We start from the raw sequence: 16,734 nt of genomic DNA on the forward strand, positions 1-16,734 counted from the left end.
TGCAACTGAACAAAAAAAGCCTCTGCTGCGCAGCAGAGGCTTTTATAAATATCGCAAATTACGACCATTTGTTCATCGATTTAATTGAATTTTCCCACAGGGTGATTTTTCTTACGGAGCAAATGAATGAGGTAACCGCCTATTCCTCCCGCAAGCGCCGGGAGCAGCCATCCTAATCCTATGTTATACATCGGGAGAAACCGATTGAACACTTGATTGATAGCATCGATTTTTATGCCGGCAGCATTCAAGCCGTCAAAAAGGCTGATGATAAAGGTTAATATCAAACTGCCTTGATATACTTCCCTCCGCCCTTTAAATAAAGGGTGCAAAAATGTTAAAAATATTAAAGAAATCGCGATAGGATACAAAGTCGTTAATACAGGCATTGAAACATTAATGAGCTGTGTTAACCCTATATTTGCTACAAGGGTGCTGAATATAGATAAAGTGACCGCCATTTTTTTATAGGAGATGTTTGGGAACAATCCATGAAAAAATGAAGAGCACGCTGTGATCAGCCCTACACTCGTTGTTAGACAGGCTACCGTAATCATCAAGCCCAAAAACACTGCACCATAGCTGCCGAAATAATAGGATGAAACCTTAGCCAAAACCGCGGCTCCATTTTCTAAAAGACCCAGTTTTTCAACGCTGGATGCCCCCATATATGAAAGGGCGGAATAAATAAGAGCCAGGAGTGCGGCAGCAATGGCTGTCGCTTTTGCACAAACGATCATGAGCTGTTTTTTAGAGGTGGCTCCCTTCTCTTTCATTGCATTCACAATAATAATTCCAAACACAAACGCGACAAGAGCATCCAATGTAAAATAGCCTTCTTTGAAGCCTTTAAAAAATACATTGGATGTATATCCTTCAGACGGCGCTTGAAAGCTTCCGATTGGCTGAATAATAGCGATCGCGACGAGCAATCCGATAAATGTTAATTTAATAGGTGTCAGAAATTTTCCAATGACATCAATAATTTTGCTTGGATTCAGGGATAGCAAGCATGCAACCGTGAAAAACAAAATTGAAAATATGATTAATGCCGCAGGGCCTGCATCATTTGATAAAAAAGGTTTGACTCCGATTTCAAACGATACATTACCGGATCTGGGAATCGCGTAAAAAGGGCCGATTGCTAAATAAAGGATGGTTGTAAATGCTATGCCAAAGAACGGATGTACACGGCTGGCCAATGATTGCAAATCATTTTTGCCTGAAAAAACAAAAGCTGTGATTGCTAATAGCGGCAAGCCGACTCCGGTCACTAAAAATCCAGCATTGGCTGTCCATACCTTCTCTCCGGCCATTTGACCAAGCATAGGCGGAAAAATTAAATTTCCCGCACCAAAAAATAATGCAAACAGCATTAATCCGATAATGATAATAAAAGAATAAGGGATTTTTTTTGCCATCATAAGTCCTCCGATTTTTAGTACGTGCAACTGTTAGATCATTTAGTAGTTAATAGCTTTCAAAATAAATGTCCTGAATAGTCAGTAAATATTAAAAAAACAGCAATACTATCCCACTATAGTAGCTGTTGCCGGCATTGTCAAAGAATTAGTCAGTATAAAACGAAGCAAAATCCCTTTTAACGAGGCATATTTTAGAGGCGCATATGTTGATGGATTGCCGGCGATATGTTTTGGGGACACTCGATCATCGTGAGCGGCCATCGAAACGGTATGTTTGAATCGGCGGACATTGCCGGATAAAGCGAGGCGTATCCGGTGTGCGGCGGCTTTCCCCGCGGAGAGTCCCTGCCATGACAAAAAAACCTTGAACGACTATAGCCAATCAAGGTTTCGATAAGAGTGTTCCATATGATATTCAGAAAAAATGACGGGCCGCGGCAATTATTTTACTTCCACCAATAAAAATGTATATGTTGTGCCCGGTTGTTTGTTTGCCCAGTAAACCATGACCTCTACATTCCCTTTACCCAGTCCTTCGTAGTCCAGTGTGTTTCTGTCTGGATTAGCATACACATTTAGAGCACTCGAATCATCAACAGAAACATATAAATCTTCATTTGAAAAATCAATTGGAGCACCGCTCGTACTGCCACAATAGAGATTCCAATGGCCGGATTCGCCAACCTTAACTGTTGGTTGGTGATCATCGGGTACGATGAATGTTGGGCACTCACTTGGTGTTATGGCGCCGTCTGATGCAGCGTTTGCGGATGTGGCATGAAAGGATAGAACCATTGCGAAGGTCATAAACAGTGACAAGACATACTTGCTTAATCTTCCAGATTTCATGTTATCAACCTCCTAAATACATATTTTGTTAATGTGTACAAATATTATAATAATCTATAATTTGGAAATTTTCAAGTCGCAGTCCAATGAATGATACGTCCGCACATCCCCCTTTCGTATTTCCTCCCGTAGGGCAGTATTCACATTTGCCGTCCGAGTTGCCGCAATTTCCTGTCCCTTAACCATCGCGGAAAGATTCATCTTCCCCATTCATCATAAGGGTCCTTTGTCCCTTTTGCTTTTTGGTCTTCTAGAGGGCTTGCTTTAAAGTGAACTTTAAGGTCTATAATCATGATGGAGATTACAATATTGCTTGCTGACGCAGCCAATGTGTATTTTGTTGAGTTGGAGGTTATCAGATGGGGTATTCGATAAAAGAAGTTGCGGAAAAAGTAGGTTTGCCTACGCATACACTCCGATATTATGAAAAAGAGGGTCTTCTCCCCTTTATTAAAAGAGATGCCAATGGAAATCGTATTTTTGAAGAAAAAGATTTGTCATGGTTGGAGCTTGTGATATGCTTGCGAAAAACCGATATTGCGCTTTCGGAATTGCGTGACATTGTCAATTTAACTAGAGAAGGAGATTGGACCGTACCAAAACGCAAACAAATCCTTGAACAACATAAAGAAAAAATGCTTGAAAAACAAAGGGACTTGGATCGAGCCTTTATAAAAATCGATGAGAAAATCATCTACTATGACAGCTTAGAAAAAGAGTACCAGACAAAAAATGAAATGAAAAGCTGATGGTGAAATGGATTCATCAGCTTTTTTCTTTTGCATTACAAGTTTAAAAGAAATTTTTCCAAAGTCTCTTTTACGGCTCGCTCATCCGCTCCATTTATGATTAACGTGATTTTATCTCCTTCTTGAACCGCTAAATTTATGATTTCCATCAGGTCTTTCCCGTTTGCAGTCTGGCCGTTTTTAGCGAGTACGATCTCACTCGTAAATGCTGCAGCTTTGCGGACAAATAGAGTTGTATGCCTGGCTTGAAGACCCCGGGGAAGCCGAACGGCAGGCTTTGTGACCAACATTATATTTCACCTTATTTCTATTTTGATAAAGGCAGTTTCATTTACAGGATAAATCTTAAAGTCCGCTTTAACGCAAGGGGTTTTTTTAGGTGAATGAAGTATGGCGCCAACAACAGTGCCTTCACCACAAAAAAATTTGAAAGGCGCACGGCCCATCAAGGTTTCTATGCTTACTCAATGGAAATTGAGAATCGCCATTTACATTGCAATAGAGCTGAAATCATGTATCTAAAGCTTTATTCGACAATCGGCGTTAATGAATCACCGTTCCAGATCTCGCCCTTGTTCAGCGTCCAGCAATGAACGATGTCTTGCATTGGAGAATATTTCCGCAAAAAAAGAGCTGACATCTAAAGGTCAGCTCGGGGGTGAAAAAACTGATTCACGGCATCATCGGTTACATCTGAAATGTGCCTGTACTGATAGTTCGGTGATTGATCGCGATCGATCAGCACGGACCGCACACCTTCGAAGAAATCGTGATGCTTCAAAAAGTTCTGGGCCAGCACAAGATCTGTGGCAAAGCATTCCTCCAGCTTTTTTTGTTTGCCGTCTGCCAGTTGTTTCAAGGTGATTTTCAATGAAAATGGAGACTTGGAGAGAAGCTGTTTTTTCACATTCAGACTAAAAACGCTCCCCTCGCTTTCGAGAGACTGAATAATTTTTTCCAATGTATCATGCTTAAAATGATGATCAATCGCGTTTTGTTCAGGAGCGAGCTTGCTCTCCTGGGGCGGTTTCGCTTGAAATTCGCCGATTAGCTGTTCCAGCTTTTCCTCGATATTGACATGCCTCCAATTCGTCTGCTCCACTTTTTGAATAAAGCGCTCTAAATCAACACTCGTCATATAGATGTCTGCGCCGTTCATATACAGCACATCAGCGGCATGGATGACAGACGCTGTTAATGCAAGATAGCGTCCTAAGTACCCGGGCGCTTTGTTTAAAAAGTAGGCTGCGCCGACATCCGGAAAGAAACCGATATTCATTTCGGGCATCGACCATTTTGTTCTCTCCGTCACAATCCGGTGGCTGGCCCCGTATGTCAGGCCTACCCCTCCGCCCATGACGATACCGTCCATGCAGGCGATGATCGGCTTTGAAAATCGATAGACGGCCATGTCGACTTCATATTCTTTTTCAAAAAAACGCTCTGCCTCTTGCAAAGCTTGTTTTGATGACCGAGCTTCATAAAGTGCCTTAATATCACCGCCGGCACAAAGCCCTTTTGGTCCGCTTCCTTTGATGACGACGACAGAAACGTTTTGCTCTCTCTCCCATTCTTTTAATTGATCACTTATCACACGAACCATGTCATAAGAAAGCGAGTTGAGCGCTTTCGGACGGTTGAGAACGATCGTTGCTGCGCCGTTTTGATTAACGGAACACAAAACGTCATCTGACATCTGGATCCACTCCTTTTATGAATGATGAAACTCTGGTTTACGCTTCTCCACGAACGCGTGAATTCCTTCTTTGGCATCAGCGGTTAAAAACAGCTCGGCAAACCTTTTTCGCTCCCTTTCCAGCGCTTTTTCCATGCTTTCGTTTGCGCCCTGGATAATGCATTCCACTGCACGCATGACACTCGTCATGCTTTTTCCTTTTACAAATGACGAGGCGATAGCTGTTGCCGTCTTCAACAGCTCCTCACCTTTCACGGCCAGCTGGGCAATCTTCATCTCTACTGCTTCATCAGCTGAAAGCGTCCGGCTTGTGAGGATAAGATCGAGCGCAGCGGCTGTATCCGTGATCTTGCGGAGCCGCTGAGTACCGCCAAATGCAGGAATCAGGCCGAGCTTCAATTCCGGAAGACCGACTGTCGCCTCGTCAGATATGACTCTGAAGTGGCAGCTCATCGCCAGTTCAAGACCTCCGCCAAGAGCCGGTCCGTTGATTGCGGCAATGACGGGTTTTTTCAAAGCTTCGATTTCATCACAGAGCGCCTGGCCATCTTCTGCGAGCGCCAATCCTTGTTTTTGATCCCCTAATTTCGAAACGAATTCTTTGATGTCCGCTCCGGCCGCAAAGAAGCGGCCCTCTCCCGTGATGATGAGCGCTTTTGTATCTTCGTCACGGGCCAGTTCTCGAATCAGGGAGCGCAATTCAGCGATGCATGAAGAAGACAGTACATTTGCCGGCGGATTGTTCAATGTGACGGTTGTGATACCATGTTCTTTTTTCAGTGTCACGTATTTCATGATTGATCCCTCCAGTTTAAATAGAAAGATCCCTCTCAAGTCTTTATCCTGGAATTAGAGGGATCCTGCTTTGTCAATGTAAGGCTAGAACCAGCGTTCGGTGACGACCTTTTTCCGTGTGTAAAACTGGACACCGTCTTTTCCGTTTGTCCCAAGGTCTCCATAGAAAGAGGCTTTGTTTCCTGCGAAGGAAAAGAACGCCATTGGAGCCGGGACATTGACATTGACACCGATCATGCCGGCGTCAATGTTGTCGCGGAATTTTTGAACGCTTTTGCCGTTTGACGTATAAATGACAGCGCCGTTGGCAAATTTGGACTTGTTGGCGAGTGCGATTCCCTCATCAAGGTCTTTGATTCGCACAACACTTAAAACCGGCGCGAAGATTTCATCCTGCCAGATTTTCATATTCGGTTTCACATGATCGAAAATGGTGGCTCCCACAAAGTATCCTTCCTGAACACCCGGATTGCGTCCGTCCACCGTTAGTGCGGCTCCTTCTTTTATGCCGCTGTCAATATAATCAAGGACGCGGTTTTTGTGGACTTCACGGATCAGCGGGCCGACAAAGTGATCATCGAATCTGCCGTCTCCCGTCTTCAGCTTTTGTGTTTCAGAAACGAGCATTTCCATGAAGTCATCGGCGATGTCGGTGGCAACCGCCGCAACGGAGCAGGCCATACAGCGTTCCCCGCTGCTGCCGAATGCCGCTCCGATGATCCCTTGAACCGACTTTTCAAGATGGCAATCCGGCATAACAATCGCATGGTTTTTAGCGCCGGCAAGCGCTTGAACGCGTTTTCCGTTTGCTGTGCCTGTTTGGTACACATATTTTGCGACAGGTTCTGATCCAACGAAGGAAATCGCTTTGATTTCTTCATTCTCCAATAAACCGTTCACGACGTCTTTTCCGCCATGGACGAGGTTGAGAACCCCTTTTGGAAAGCCTGATTCATAGAACAGTTCGACTAGTTTCTCTGCAAGAAGAGGCGTCCGTTCTGAAGCTTTCAAGACGAACGTGTTTCCGCAGGCGATGGCGAGCGGAAACATCCAGAGGGGAACCATCATCGGAAAGTTAAACGGCGTAATGCCGGCGACTACTCCCAATGGATAGCGCCAGATCGAGCCGTCGATGCCGTCTGCTATCCCGGGCAGGGCTTCTCCCATCATGAGCGTAGGTGCCGCGGTCGCCAGCTCCACGACTTCAATTCCCCGCTGCACTTCCCCGCGGGCGTCCTTGAGCGTTTTTCCGTTTTCCATCGTAATGATGTCAGCCAGCTGTTCTTTTTGTTCTTCAAGAAGCTGCAGGTATTTGTATAAACGTCTTGTCCTGTTGGGCACAGGCACCGATGACCATGTCTCGTAAGCGTGTTGTGCGGCCCGTACGGCGCGCTCCACATCTTCTCTTACAGACAGGGGGACATAGGCGATTGTTTTTCCGTTGGCAGGATTAACCACTTCTTCGACTTCGGCAGCAAGAGAATCCACCCATTCCCCATTGATGTTGTTCCGCATTTTTTTAATGTTGCTTTTCATGATTCGTTTTCCCACCTCTATTTTGCTCACTGATTTTTTTGTATAAGACAGACATATCCTTTTCGCCGTATCCACCCTTATCCGCTTCTTGATAAAGCTCAAAGAGGATGTTGCTCACCGGCAGTTCCACGTTGTTTTTGTGAGCCAAATCCAGGGCGAAGCCAAGGTCCTTTAATAGAAGCTTCAAAGAAAAGCCCGGCTCATAGTGATCATCCGCTATGAAACTTTTATAGTTGCGCTCATAGATGCGGCTTTGGCCATAGCTTACATTCAGCATGTCAAACAATTGATCAAGATCGAGGTTGCTGTTTTTTGCAAGGTGCAGCGCCTCACTGACCCCGGCTGTATAAAATCCGATCAAGAGGTTGTTGATCAGCTTCGTGTTCGTCCCGCTGTCGATATTCTCGTTCACATGAAAGATATTTTCGCCCATAGCGTTAAATACAGGCATTGCCTTTTCGAAAGCGGACTTTGCGCCCCCTGCCATAAAGGTGAGTGTCCGGTTTACCGCCCCTATCACACCGCCGCTGACGGGCGCCGCCAGAAAATCGACACCTTTATTTCCGGCCGCCTCTTCAATTCTCTGATTCAATTCGGGAGCGACCGTACTCGTGTCGATCAGCAGGATGCCGGGTTCAGCCAGGTGTACAAGCCCCTTTTCCCCTAAAAAAACCTCCTCTGCTGCGTTTGATGAAGGAAGGCTTGTCAAAATCGCGTCACACTGTTCAACCATCTTCTCAAGCGGGATACCGATGGTTCCGCCTGCTTGCTGAAAGGACAGCTCCGCTTCCTTGTTGAGATCCATACCATAGACAATGAAGTTTGCCAGAAGCAAATTTTTTGACATCGGAAGACCCATGTTGCCCAAACCGATAAACCCGATTTTTTTCAAAAGTTTCACTCCGTTCACACAATATATTTCTCATGTTCGGCTATTCTTTCTGCGATTTCGCGCTTTTGGATAAACAGGTTGCTGAAGAGGGGGACAGGCAGGCTGCGAATCTCTTGCAATATGAGCTTTCTTTCGGCTTCATCTGATTTCAGCCCTGTTAAGACAGACACCGCCATCTCTTCAATGTTGCGGAAGCCTTCTTCACAAATGACGTTTGTCATGATTTCTTTCAGCCGTTCTTTAGCTTTCCCGCTTTTTTGTACCGCTTTTTCCGTCCGTATGACAGCGGATTCCATCACATAGATTTCTTTCTTCATGTCGGCGATAAGCCGCGAGTATTCCTGCTCCTCTTGAATGTTAATGTTGGCGTGTGCCAGTGTATTCAAAGATTTGTTGAGAAGCCGGTTAGACTGATAGATGAATTGCCTGTTTCGTTTTTCCTGCTTTTTTAACGGGATTTCAAAGTTTGTGCCAACGTTTTGGTGCACCATTTTCAGCAAAAGTTTGGCGATCGTCAGGCGGTTGATTTCGTTTGTGCCTTCGAAAATCCGGCTGATCCGCGCATCCCGGTACAAACGTTCCACTTCATACTCCTGCATGTATCCGTAGCCGCCATGAATCTGAACCGCCTCGTCTGCGATCCGGCCGAGCACTTCGGAGCAGTTTACTTTATTGATCGCACATTCAGATGCATAGTTTGCCAGTTCTCTTAAACTTTCGCCCAGTGAACCGGCAGTCTCAAACACATTGTCTAAGTTTCCCGCCGTCCTGTAGGCAGCACTTTCCGCTCCGTAAATCGAAATCGCCATATCGGCGATCTTTTCTTGAATCATGGAAAAATCGATGATCGGCCTGTCAAACTGTTTCCGTTGTTTGGCGTAGCTTACGGCAAGCTTCAATGCTTGTTTTGCAGTTCCGATGTTTGAAAAGGCGAGTTTCAAGCGCGCCATGTTTAAAATATTCAAGGCGACATGATGCCCTTTTCCGGCTTTTCCGATAACATTCCCGATGGGTACTGTGACATCATCCAAGATCAAGGTCGCTGTCGAAGACCCTTTGATCCCCATTTTCTTTTCTTCAGGGCCGACCGAAACCCCTTTAAACGAGCGCTCCACGATAAACGCGGTCATGCCTTCAGCCGTTTTTGCAAAGACAACATAGACATCAGCCACTTGCGCGTTCGTAATCCACTGTTTTTCGCCATTTAAAATCCAGGCTGTTCCTTCTTTGTTCAAAACAGCCGTCGTTTTTGCATTTAAAGCGTCTGATCCTGCACTGGGCTCTGTCAGGGCATACGCTCCGATCCATTCTCCCGATGCGAGCTTCGGCAGGTATTTTTGTTTTTGTTCTTCGGTTCCATAATAAACGTATGGCAAAGTCCCTACACCCGCATGAATATTAAAGGAGACGCTGAACGACCCGCCGGCTCCCATTTTCTCGGCCACAAGCCCTGACAGCTTTTTGTTGAGAGAGAGGCCGCCGTATTCTTCCGGCACCTCGATCCCGAGAAGGCCGAGCTCTCCAGCTTCTTGAAACAATTTTTTAACGTTTACGTGATCATGCTGATCAATCGATTCAAGAAGGGGCATGACGTCGTTTTTGACAAATGATTCTGTCGTTTTGGCCATGAGTTGCTCTTCCTCAGTAAAATCCTCAGGTGTAAATAGGCCAGCGGCAATTTCATGATGAAAAATCAAGGGTTCATTCCACCGGAGTTCTGCTTTTTCCATCACGTTCCTCCTCGCTTTCCATTCATGAATATGAACTGTGATAAAAAGGCGATGAATTCGCTTACATTATCTTTCTTAACCGAATCATCGCCTTCTTTTCTTGGTGTGTTTTTTACGGTTGATGTTCTTCAGGAAGGAAGCGTTTTTTCTTTTCCCGAACCGTGCTCACTTCCCGTTTGAAGAAAAGAACGATTGTTCTAATCATATGCGGACGTCCTAAGGTTCATGCCATCTTTGATGTGTCCCAACGGCTGAAAACGGCGGCTATTGAACGGAGGTCTGGGGAAGAAGTTGATGGAATACAAAAAGAACACCTGTATGAAGACAGGTGTTCTAAAAAGGTGAACGGATGTATGTTTAGATGCTCGATACAATACACTTTGTATGCCCGTTAAGTTCAAATTCACCAAATCCATTTGGCAGCAGCATGTGATCTCCCTTTTGAAAGCCGTATTCGCGCTCGCCGGAGATCACGCGCCCCTGTCCTTCGATGATGCTGATGAGAAGAAAAGGTTTTTCCTGTTTTAAGCAGGCTGTTCCTTTTAATTCCCACTTTGCCACTGAAAAATAAGGGCCTTCAATTAAAGTGGCGCTAGCCAGGTCATCTGTTTGTTCATATTGAACCGTTCGCTCTTCCGGCAAAAATGGAACGTTGATGACGTCAATGCTTTTTTCCAGATGGAGATCGCGAAGGTTGCCAGCTGCATCCTTTCTGTCATAATCATATAATCTGTAGGTTGTATCGGAATTTTGCTGCGTCTCCAAAATCAAAATACCTTTTCCGATGGCATGCACGGTCCCGCTTGGCACATAAAAGAAATCTCCCGGCTTCACCTTTACCCGCCGTAAAAGCTTGTCCCATTCTCCCTTTTCTATCATGGAGATCAGCTCATTCTTTGTTTTGGCGTGATGGCCGTAAATGATTTCTGCGCCCTCTTCACAGTCTATGATATACCAGCATTCTGTTTTTCCGAGCTCCCCGTTTTCGCGTGCCTTCGCATACACGTCATTTGGGTGGACCTGAACGGATAGGTCTTGATCAGCGTCTAAAATCTTCGTCAACAGAGGGAAGCGATCCCCCTCCAGATGTCCGAATAAATGCCGATGATTTTCCCAAAGCCCGCCGAGTGTGAGTCCTTTATATTCTCCGTTTAAAACGACGCTTTGTCCATTTTGATGAGCGGCAAAAGCCCAGCACTCTCCCGTTTGTTCTGACGGAATGTCATAGCTGAAGGCGGCTAAAGCGGTGCCGCCCCAAATTCTTTCTTTGAAAACGGGTGCAAAAAACAACGGTTCAGTCATCCTCATCATTCCCCCGTTTATATGATTTCGTCCAAAAGCTTGTATGCTTCTTCTTTTGTTTCCACAGACAGCAGTCTTTGACGGTAGCTGTCATCCATTAGTTTTCGCGACAGCATTTGCAGGAGTTTTAAATGCTCGTTTCCTTCGCTTTCTTTCGGTACGGCGATCATAAAGATTAATTTCGCCTTTGTTCCATCAAGGCTTTTCCAATCGACACCCGATCTTTTCATCCCAAATGCGACGCTTGGCCGTTTCACTGCATCAGATTTTCCGTGCGGAATCGCAATATTCATTCCGATCGCTGTTGTGCTTTCTTGTTCGCGAGCCATAATCGCTTCTTTAAATCCGCTTGCTGAATAAAGTGCGCCGGCGCTGGCTAATTTTTCGATCATTTCATCGATAATCTCGTCTCTTGTTTCCCCTGATAATGCAGGCTCGATCAGCTCGATATCGGTGATGTCGGTCAGCTTGTTGATTTCCGGCATGTTGATGTGCTTTTTGGCTTCCATCGGTGCGTCTTTGACTGTTTCGGGCCGAGTTGGCTGCGGTGCTTCAGCAATATCTTTTTTTAAGACATTGACCAAAAAGGCAGTGACAAGTGATCCGGCAATGACAGCGATAAAAAACATCAGGACATGATCCACCGCTCCAAGCACCGCAACGATTGGTCCCCCGTGTGCCACTCTGTCCCCGACGTTTCCGATCATCGCGATGACAGAACCTGTCATCGAACCAGCCATGATACTCGGAATCACGCGAAGCGGATCTTGCGCTGCAAATGGAATGGCGCCTTCAGTAATGCCGAACAATCCCATCGTAAATGCCGCTTTTCCCATTTCTCTTTCTGCCGTCTGGAATTTTCTTTTTCCTAAAAACGTCGCAATACCGAGCCCGATTGGCGGTATACAGATGGCAACTGCAATCGGGCCCATGATTTCGTAGTTTCCTTCACCGATCATGGCAGATCCAAACAGAAAGGCCACTTTGTTGACGGGACCGCCCATATCAAACGAAATCATCGCGCCCAGTATCAAAGCCAGAAGGATGGAGCTTGATCCCTTCATCCCAGCCAGCCAGACCGTCAATGATTCAAAGATTTGCGCGACAGGCGCGCCGATCAATAGTACAAATGCCAAACCTACAATCAGTGATGCAACCACCGGTATGACAATAATCGGCATAATCGGCTGTAGCGCTTTTGGGACTTTTAATTTTTTGATGGCCAGCGCCGCATAGCCCGCTAAAAAACCGGCGATAATCCCGCCGAGGAAACCCGCGCCGCTCACGCTGCCGTAAAAGCTTCCCGTCGCCGCGATATAGCCGCCGATCATACCTGGAACAAGCCCTGGTTTATCGGCGATGCTGTAGGCGATATATCCGGCTAAAATCGGGATCATGAATGAGAATGAAGCGCTTCCGATCTGTTCAATCGTTTTCCAGAAAGAATCATCCGGAATCACCAGGCCTTTCGGCGTTTTCTCACCGCCGAGCGTCAGGGCAACCGCTATCAGCAGTCCGCCGACGACGATGAATGGAACCATGAAGGAAACACCGTTCATCAGATGACGGTAAATCGGGTTTTGTTTTTTCTCCCGCTGACTGTCCGGGGCCGATTTTGAATCTGATTGATGGGTCGGGATGTCGCCGTTTACCGCTCTCTTAATCAGTTCTTCCGGCTTGCGGATGCCGTCTTGAACACCGACAGCCAACAATTTCTTTCCGATAAAGCGGTCTTTATTGACCGACCGGTCCGCAGCAATAATAATCGCGTCTGCTTCGCGAATGTCTTGTTCGGTCAGCTCGTTTTCTACTCCGATGCCGCCTTGGGTTTCGACTTTCAGTTGAACGCCCAGCCTGTCGGCCGCTTTTTGCAGATTTTCCGCGGCCATGTATGTGTGGGCAATTCCGTTTGGACATGATGTAATCGCTAACAGTTTCATGCTCGTCCTCCCCTTAGAATAAAGTATGTTTAGTAGGGCTTGTCACTACTGTATATCAAAATCAGGATGTTAAAAGCGCTTGTTTTTACCGTTGTTTCCGGAAAAATCGGCTTTTTTCCCTATCAAATTAAAAAACAGGGCTTAGCCCTGCCTTTCATAGTCCAAATAAGATAAAAATTTCATCACATTTGTTTCCTGTGTCAGCATGCGAATGAAAGCCGGCTGTTCGCTAAGGTATGACAGCTCGTGAAACAATTGCCGCGTCATGTTTTGATCCTCGTGTTTCACAGCCAGCATAAAGACGAGCGACACCTTTTCAGCCCCCCAGTCAAGCGGCTCTTTTAAGGTGGCGATAGCGATGGCCGATTGTTTAATCCATTTCGCGTTTGCATGGGGAATCGCAATTCCGGCACCGATGTTTGTCGCCGACATTTTTTCACGCATGACGGCATGTGCGGCGTAATCCTTTTCGACATAGCCTTTTTCATACAAAGCCGCTGCCAATTTTTCAATCAGTTTGTAGCGATGCTCTGATTCTTGCTGCAGAAATACTAAAAATGGCGTCGTATTGTTTAACATTTTAAATGTTTGTTTTTTGCGATCATCCATTTGCTCGACAAACACGTTCAGCTTTTCTTCATCACCGGACTCTAACAGCGGTGATACGACAACATGGGGAAGCTTCATATCTTCCAGGGATACTGTGGAAATGACGAGCTCTGCATCACTGTGCCTGGCTAAATAATCCGGCAAGTCGGCTTTGGCGATACAGTCGAGCACATCGATTTGCCGGCATTTCCGCTCGATCTTTGTTCGCAATAATTGCGACATCCCGATTCCCATATGGCAGACAATGACGGCTTTTTTTCTTGCATGGCCGCCGCGGTTAAAACGTTCGACCGCCGCTTGAAAATGCAATGTCAGATATGCGGCTTCTTCCTCCGGAATCGCAAGCGCGAACGCTTGATTGATGTCTTCCAGCGCATCGATGACAATATGAAACAAATAAGGATACATTGTTTTGATGTCTCTAAGCATTGGATTGGATACCGAAAGACCATAGTTTAGGCGATTTAACACTGTGTTGAGATGAATGTTCAAGCCGCCCATCAACACCTGATCCTGGCGGAAATCCTGCATTTTCAGCTCTGATACGCGGTCGATCAGGTGCCGGACAACCTGATGAAGCAAAGGATTTTCCAGGTTTTTCTCTTCCTGATGACCCGGATACCGAACTTTCCCGCCCAGGATATGCAATGTCAAATAGACGATTTCCTCTTTGGGAAAGAGGATGGCAAAAGGGGCCTCCAGCCGTTTTAACAATGATAGTGTCCATTGATATTCTTTTTTCTCTTCGACAAGGGAGATGTCTTTTTGAGCAATGGAAATCGGCTGCTTCATTTTGATCCGGCGGATCATCAATAAAATATGCAGCAGCAAATTTTCACTCGTTTCATCCGTGAAGTATAAAGAATGCCGCTTTTGCATTGATTTGATTTCATTCATCACACATTCGATTTCATGGCTTAAAAATTTGTTTTTGATAAATTGACTTGTAAATTGTGGATGGTCGATTAAATCCGATAGCCTGGCCATCGCTTTTCTTTTATTTTTTTCGCTCCCTTTAATGGTTAAGCCGAGCCGTTGCTTTGACACCAATGTGAGGTCAAACCGCTTCAGCCACCCTCCTATTTTGGTTAAATCTTTTTTGATGGCCGATTTATTTAAAAAATATCGCGCAGCAATGTCTTTTGCAGAAGCGGGCTTTGGATTCATTAATAAGTGGTAAGCGATGTCCAGCATTCTTTCCTCATCGGTTTTCTGCTTATGGCCGCTGTGTTCACGAAATAGTTGATGGGTCAGGCGGACCCTCTCATCATCTTCTATTTGTAAGTAAACGCCCACCCCCGGTTTGCGAATCAGTTCTGCATCAGCATGTTCATTTAAATAATCTTCGATCGCTTTAAGGTCGTTTCGGATCGTTTTTTCGGAACACTTTACTCTGTCAGCGACATCTTGCACGATTAAATAATCATCAGGTTCAGATAATAACAGATATAAAATGTCTTTTTGCCTCGTATTCATGTGGATTTCACCTGTTTTCTATCCTTCCTGTCAATTTCCCTTAATGCCTAAAATTATAGTATAAGTATACTACATACGAAACCGTTTACATTATATAATGAAATAAAAGAGGCAAAAGTTTGATTTTTTACCGAAGCTTCCGGAAAAATGATGTTTATCAAAAGCAAAAAATAAAAAAGGATCAAAAAGAGCCATGCTCCCTTCTGATCCTTTAGATTAAAACTCTCTTTTTTGATAAAACTTAAGAGAAAGACCATATGAACAAATGATGATGGCAAATAAAGCAACAATCAACAGAATGAAGCTTCCCGCGTTTGAGGTGCTTCCAATCCATTCCGTGAGCTTCTTGTTAAAAGCGAAATGCTCATCCTCGCTCAAAAATTTAACAACTGCTGTTCCGCCAAATATAAAGACGAAAAAAATGATAAGGTTCGCCATTTTCGATTTCAGATAGCCGTACTTAAAAATTAACGGAAACGAGATGGCGCTAAACAAAGTGACAGCCACAACGGCGCCCATTGCCCCTATCGCTGTGAATGGAAACTCAAGCGGTACGTGTAGCAACTGACAGATCATATTCAGCAAGAAGTAGACAAGAATCGCGTAGGCTGCATACACATAGACTGAAACATACTTGGACATGACGATGATATTTCGTTTGATAGGTAGGCTGATCAGGATTTTGTCGCTGTTGTTTTTGTCCTCCAATGAGCTTGCACCGAGAGTCAGCTGATACGTGATGGCCAACACGGCGAGCGTATAGCCGATATGCTCAAGCTGAGAAAACGTAAATGTGAAAAAGATCATCAAAAAGAGCGATAATTTGATTGTTTTTTTCTGCATTAAGATATCTTTTTTAATAAGATGATACACGATGATCACTCCTGTTGGTTGAAAATACCATGATATCCTCCAATGTAGGCTTTTCGATCATGACGGAATCCCCGAATTGCTGCAGGACGTCTTTTCGATTGTCCGACAGCGCTTCAAAACCAAAGTGATTTTCTTTCAGACCGATAAATGTGTTTGGCTGGCGCGAGTTCAAGATTTCTTTGCTTCCTTTGACAATGCAGTACCCCTCCAGCAGTTCGTCTTTTGTTTTGCTTAATATCATCTGTCCGTTATCGATGAGTGTAATAAAGTCAGCGACTTTCTCTAAATCGGATGTAATATGAGTTGAAAAGAAGATCGATTTGTTTTCGTCTTCAAGCAGTGTTTGCAAAACATCCAACAGTTCAGACCTGACAAGAGGGTCTAATCCGGAAGTCGGTTCATCCATGATCAACAGTTCAGCATGATGGGAAAGGGCGATCGCCAGCGAGAATTTCATTTTCATTCCTTTTGACAAGTGTTTAATCTGTTTTTTCAAAGGAAGCTGAAAGTCTTTTGCATACCGTTGAAAAACGGCTTCATCCCACCTTTTGTAAAACGGGCTGATGATGCCCTTCATTTCGCTGAGCGTCAGTTCTTCATAATAGTGATTTTCATCGTAGACAAAGCCGATTCTTTGCTTGATCTCGATGTTGTGCTTTTCGCTGTCAAGGCCGAAAATATTGATTTCGCCTTCATCTTTTTTGATCAGGTTCATGATCAGCTTAATTGTCGTGCTTTTCCCTGCTCCGTTTGGACCGATAAACCCCATGATATACCCTTTTTCAAGAGTGAAGTTGATATTTTGTAGTGAGAAATCCTGATAATGTTTCGATAGATTGTTTATTTCCAGAATGTTGTTCATC

General features: G+C 44.9%; 14 protein-coding genes. 1 reads left to right on the plus strand and 13 read right to left on the minus strand.

The genetic code is table 11. From position 1 onward, the window contains the following. Nucleotides 1-80 precede the first annotated feature (80 nt). A complete protein-coding gene (gene brnQ / locus ACINLD_RS05565; protein WP_142246117.1) occupies nucleotides 81-1,421 on the minus strand; it encodes a branched-chain amino acid transport system II carrier protein in 1,341 nt (446 codons plus the stop codon). Between the two features lie 444 nt (nucleotides 1,422-1,865). Beyond that, a complete protein-coding gene (locus tag ACINLD_RS05570) occupies nucleotides 1,866-2,273 on the minus strand; it encodes a hypothetical protein (RefSeq protein ID WP_026587289.1) in 408 nt (135 codons plus the stop codon). A 359-nt stretch (nucleotides 2,274-2,632) separates the two neighbouring features. Here ACINLD_RS05570 and ACINLD_RS05575 point away from each other — a divergent pair, with 359 nt between their 5' ends. Then, on the plus strand, nucleotides 2,633-3,022 hold the full coding sequence (locus ACINLD_RS05575; protein WP_077736696.1) for a MerR family transcriptional regulator: 390 nt from the start codon (nucleotides 2,633-2,635) through the stop codon (nucleotides 3,020-3,022). Nucleotides 3,023-3,057: 35 nt separating this feature from the next. Here the strand turns inward: ACINLD_RS05575 and ACINLD_RS05580 are convergent, their stop codons facing one another. From ACINLD_RS05580 to ACINLD_RS05630, 11 genes are all read right to left on the minus strand, one after another. Further along, a complete protein-coding gene (locus ACINLD_RS05580; protein ID WP_077736695.1) occupies nucleotides 3,058-3,312 on the minus strand; it encodes an HPr family phosphocarrier protein in 255 nt (84 codons plus the stop codon). Nucleotides 3,313-3,662: 350 nt separating this feature from the next. Beyond that, nucleotides 3,663-4,718 carry an enoyl-CoA hydratase/isomerase family protein gene (locus ACINLD_RS05585; RefSeq protein WP_077736693.1) on the minus strand — a complete coding sequence of 352 codons (1,056 nt, stop codon included), beginning with the start codon at nucleotides 4,716-4,718 and terminating at the stop codon, nucleotides 3,663-3,665. A 15-nt stretch (nucleotides 4,719-4,733) separates the two neighbouring features. Further along, nucleotides 4,734-5,513, minus strand: a complete 780-nt coding sequence (locus tag ACINLD_RS05590; RefSeq protein ID WP_026587292.1) for an enoyl-CoA hydratase-related protein — start codon at nucleotides 5,511-5,513, stop codon at nucleotides 4,734-4,736. A gap of 84 nt (nucleotides 5,514-5,597) precedes the next feature. Further along, the gene (locus ACINLD_RS05595; protein ID WP_372709334.1) at nucleotides 5,598-7,049 is read right to left on the minus strand and encodes a CoA-acylating methylmalonate-semialdehyde dehydrogenase; all 1,452 of its coding nucleotides are present in this window, start codon (nucleotides 7,047-7,049) and stop codon (nucleotides 5,598-5,600) included. Beyond that, nucleotides 7,033-7,941, minus strand: a complete 909-nt coding sequence (locus ACINLD_RS05600) for an NAD(P)-dependent oxidoreductase (protein WP_077737222.1) — start codon at nucleotides 7,939-7,941, stop codon at nucleotides 7,033-7,035. The genes ACINLD_RS05595 and ACINLD_RS05600 overlap by 17 nt, the downstream gene beginning before the upstream one ends. Nucleotides 7,942-7,955: 14 nt before the next feature. After that, the gene (locus ACINLD_RS05605; protein WP_077736692.1) at nucleotides 7,956-9,671 is read right to left on the minus strand and encodes an acyl-CoA dehydrogenase family protein; all 1,716 of its coding nucleotides are present in this window, start codon (nucleotides 9,669-9,671) and stop codon (nucleotides 7,956-7,958) included. A gap of 357 nt (nucleotides 9,672-10,028) precedes the next feature. Then, entirely contained in the window at nucleotides 10,029-10,973 is a 945-nt protein-coding gene (gene manA, locus ACINLD_RS05610) for a mannose-6-phosphate isomerase, class I (protein ID WP_077736691.1), read from the minus strand. Between the two features lie 17 nt (nucleotides 10,974-10,990). Then, nucleotides 10,991-12,913, minus strand: coding sequence for a fructose-specific PTS transporter subunit EIIC (locus ACINLD_RS05615; RefSeq protein ID WP_026587297.1), 1,923 nt, complete (start codon nucleotides 12,911-12,913; stop codon nucleotides 10,991-10,993). A 141-nt stretch (nucleotides 12,914-13,054) separates the two neighbouring features. Further along, nucleotides 13,055-14,998 carry a BglG family transcription antiterminator gene (locus tag ACINLD_RS05620; RefSeq protein WP_077736690.1) on the minus strand — a complete coding sequence of 648 codons (1,944 nt, stop codon included), beginning with the start codon at nucleotides 14,996-14,998 and terminating at the stop codon, nucleotides 13,055-13,057. Between the two features lie 216 nt (nucleotides 14,999-15,214). Next, nucleotides 15,215-15,871 (minus strand): ABC-2 transporter permease, encoded by a 657-nt coding sequence (locus ACINLD_RS05625; protein ID WP_026587299.1) that lies wholly within the window; start codon nucleotides 15,869-15,871, stop codon nucleotides 15,215-15,217. Beyond that, a complete protein-coding gene (locus ACINLD_RS05630; protein ID WP_201278508.1) occupies nucleotides 15,855-16,724 on the minus strand; it encodes an ABC transporter ATP-binding protein in 870 nt (289 codons plus the stop codon). The genes ACINLD_RS05625 and ACINLD_RS05630 overlap by 17 nt, the downstream gene beginning before the upstream one ends. Nucleotides 16,725-16,734 lie beyond the last annotated feature (10 nt).

This window comes from Bacillus sp. z60-11 (genome assembly GCF_046464135.1).
GTDB classification, from domain to species: Bacteria; Bacillota; Bacilli; order Bacillales; family Bacillaceae; genus Bacillus; species Bacillus sonorensis_A.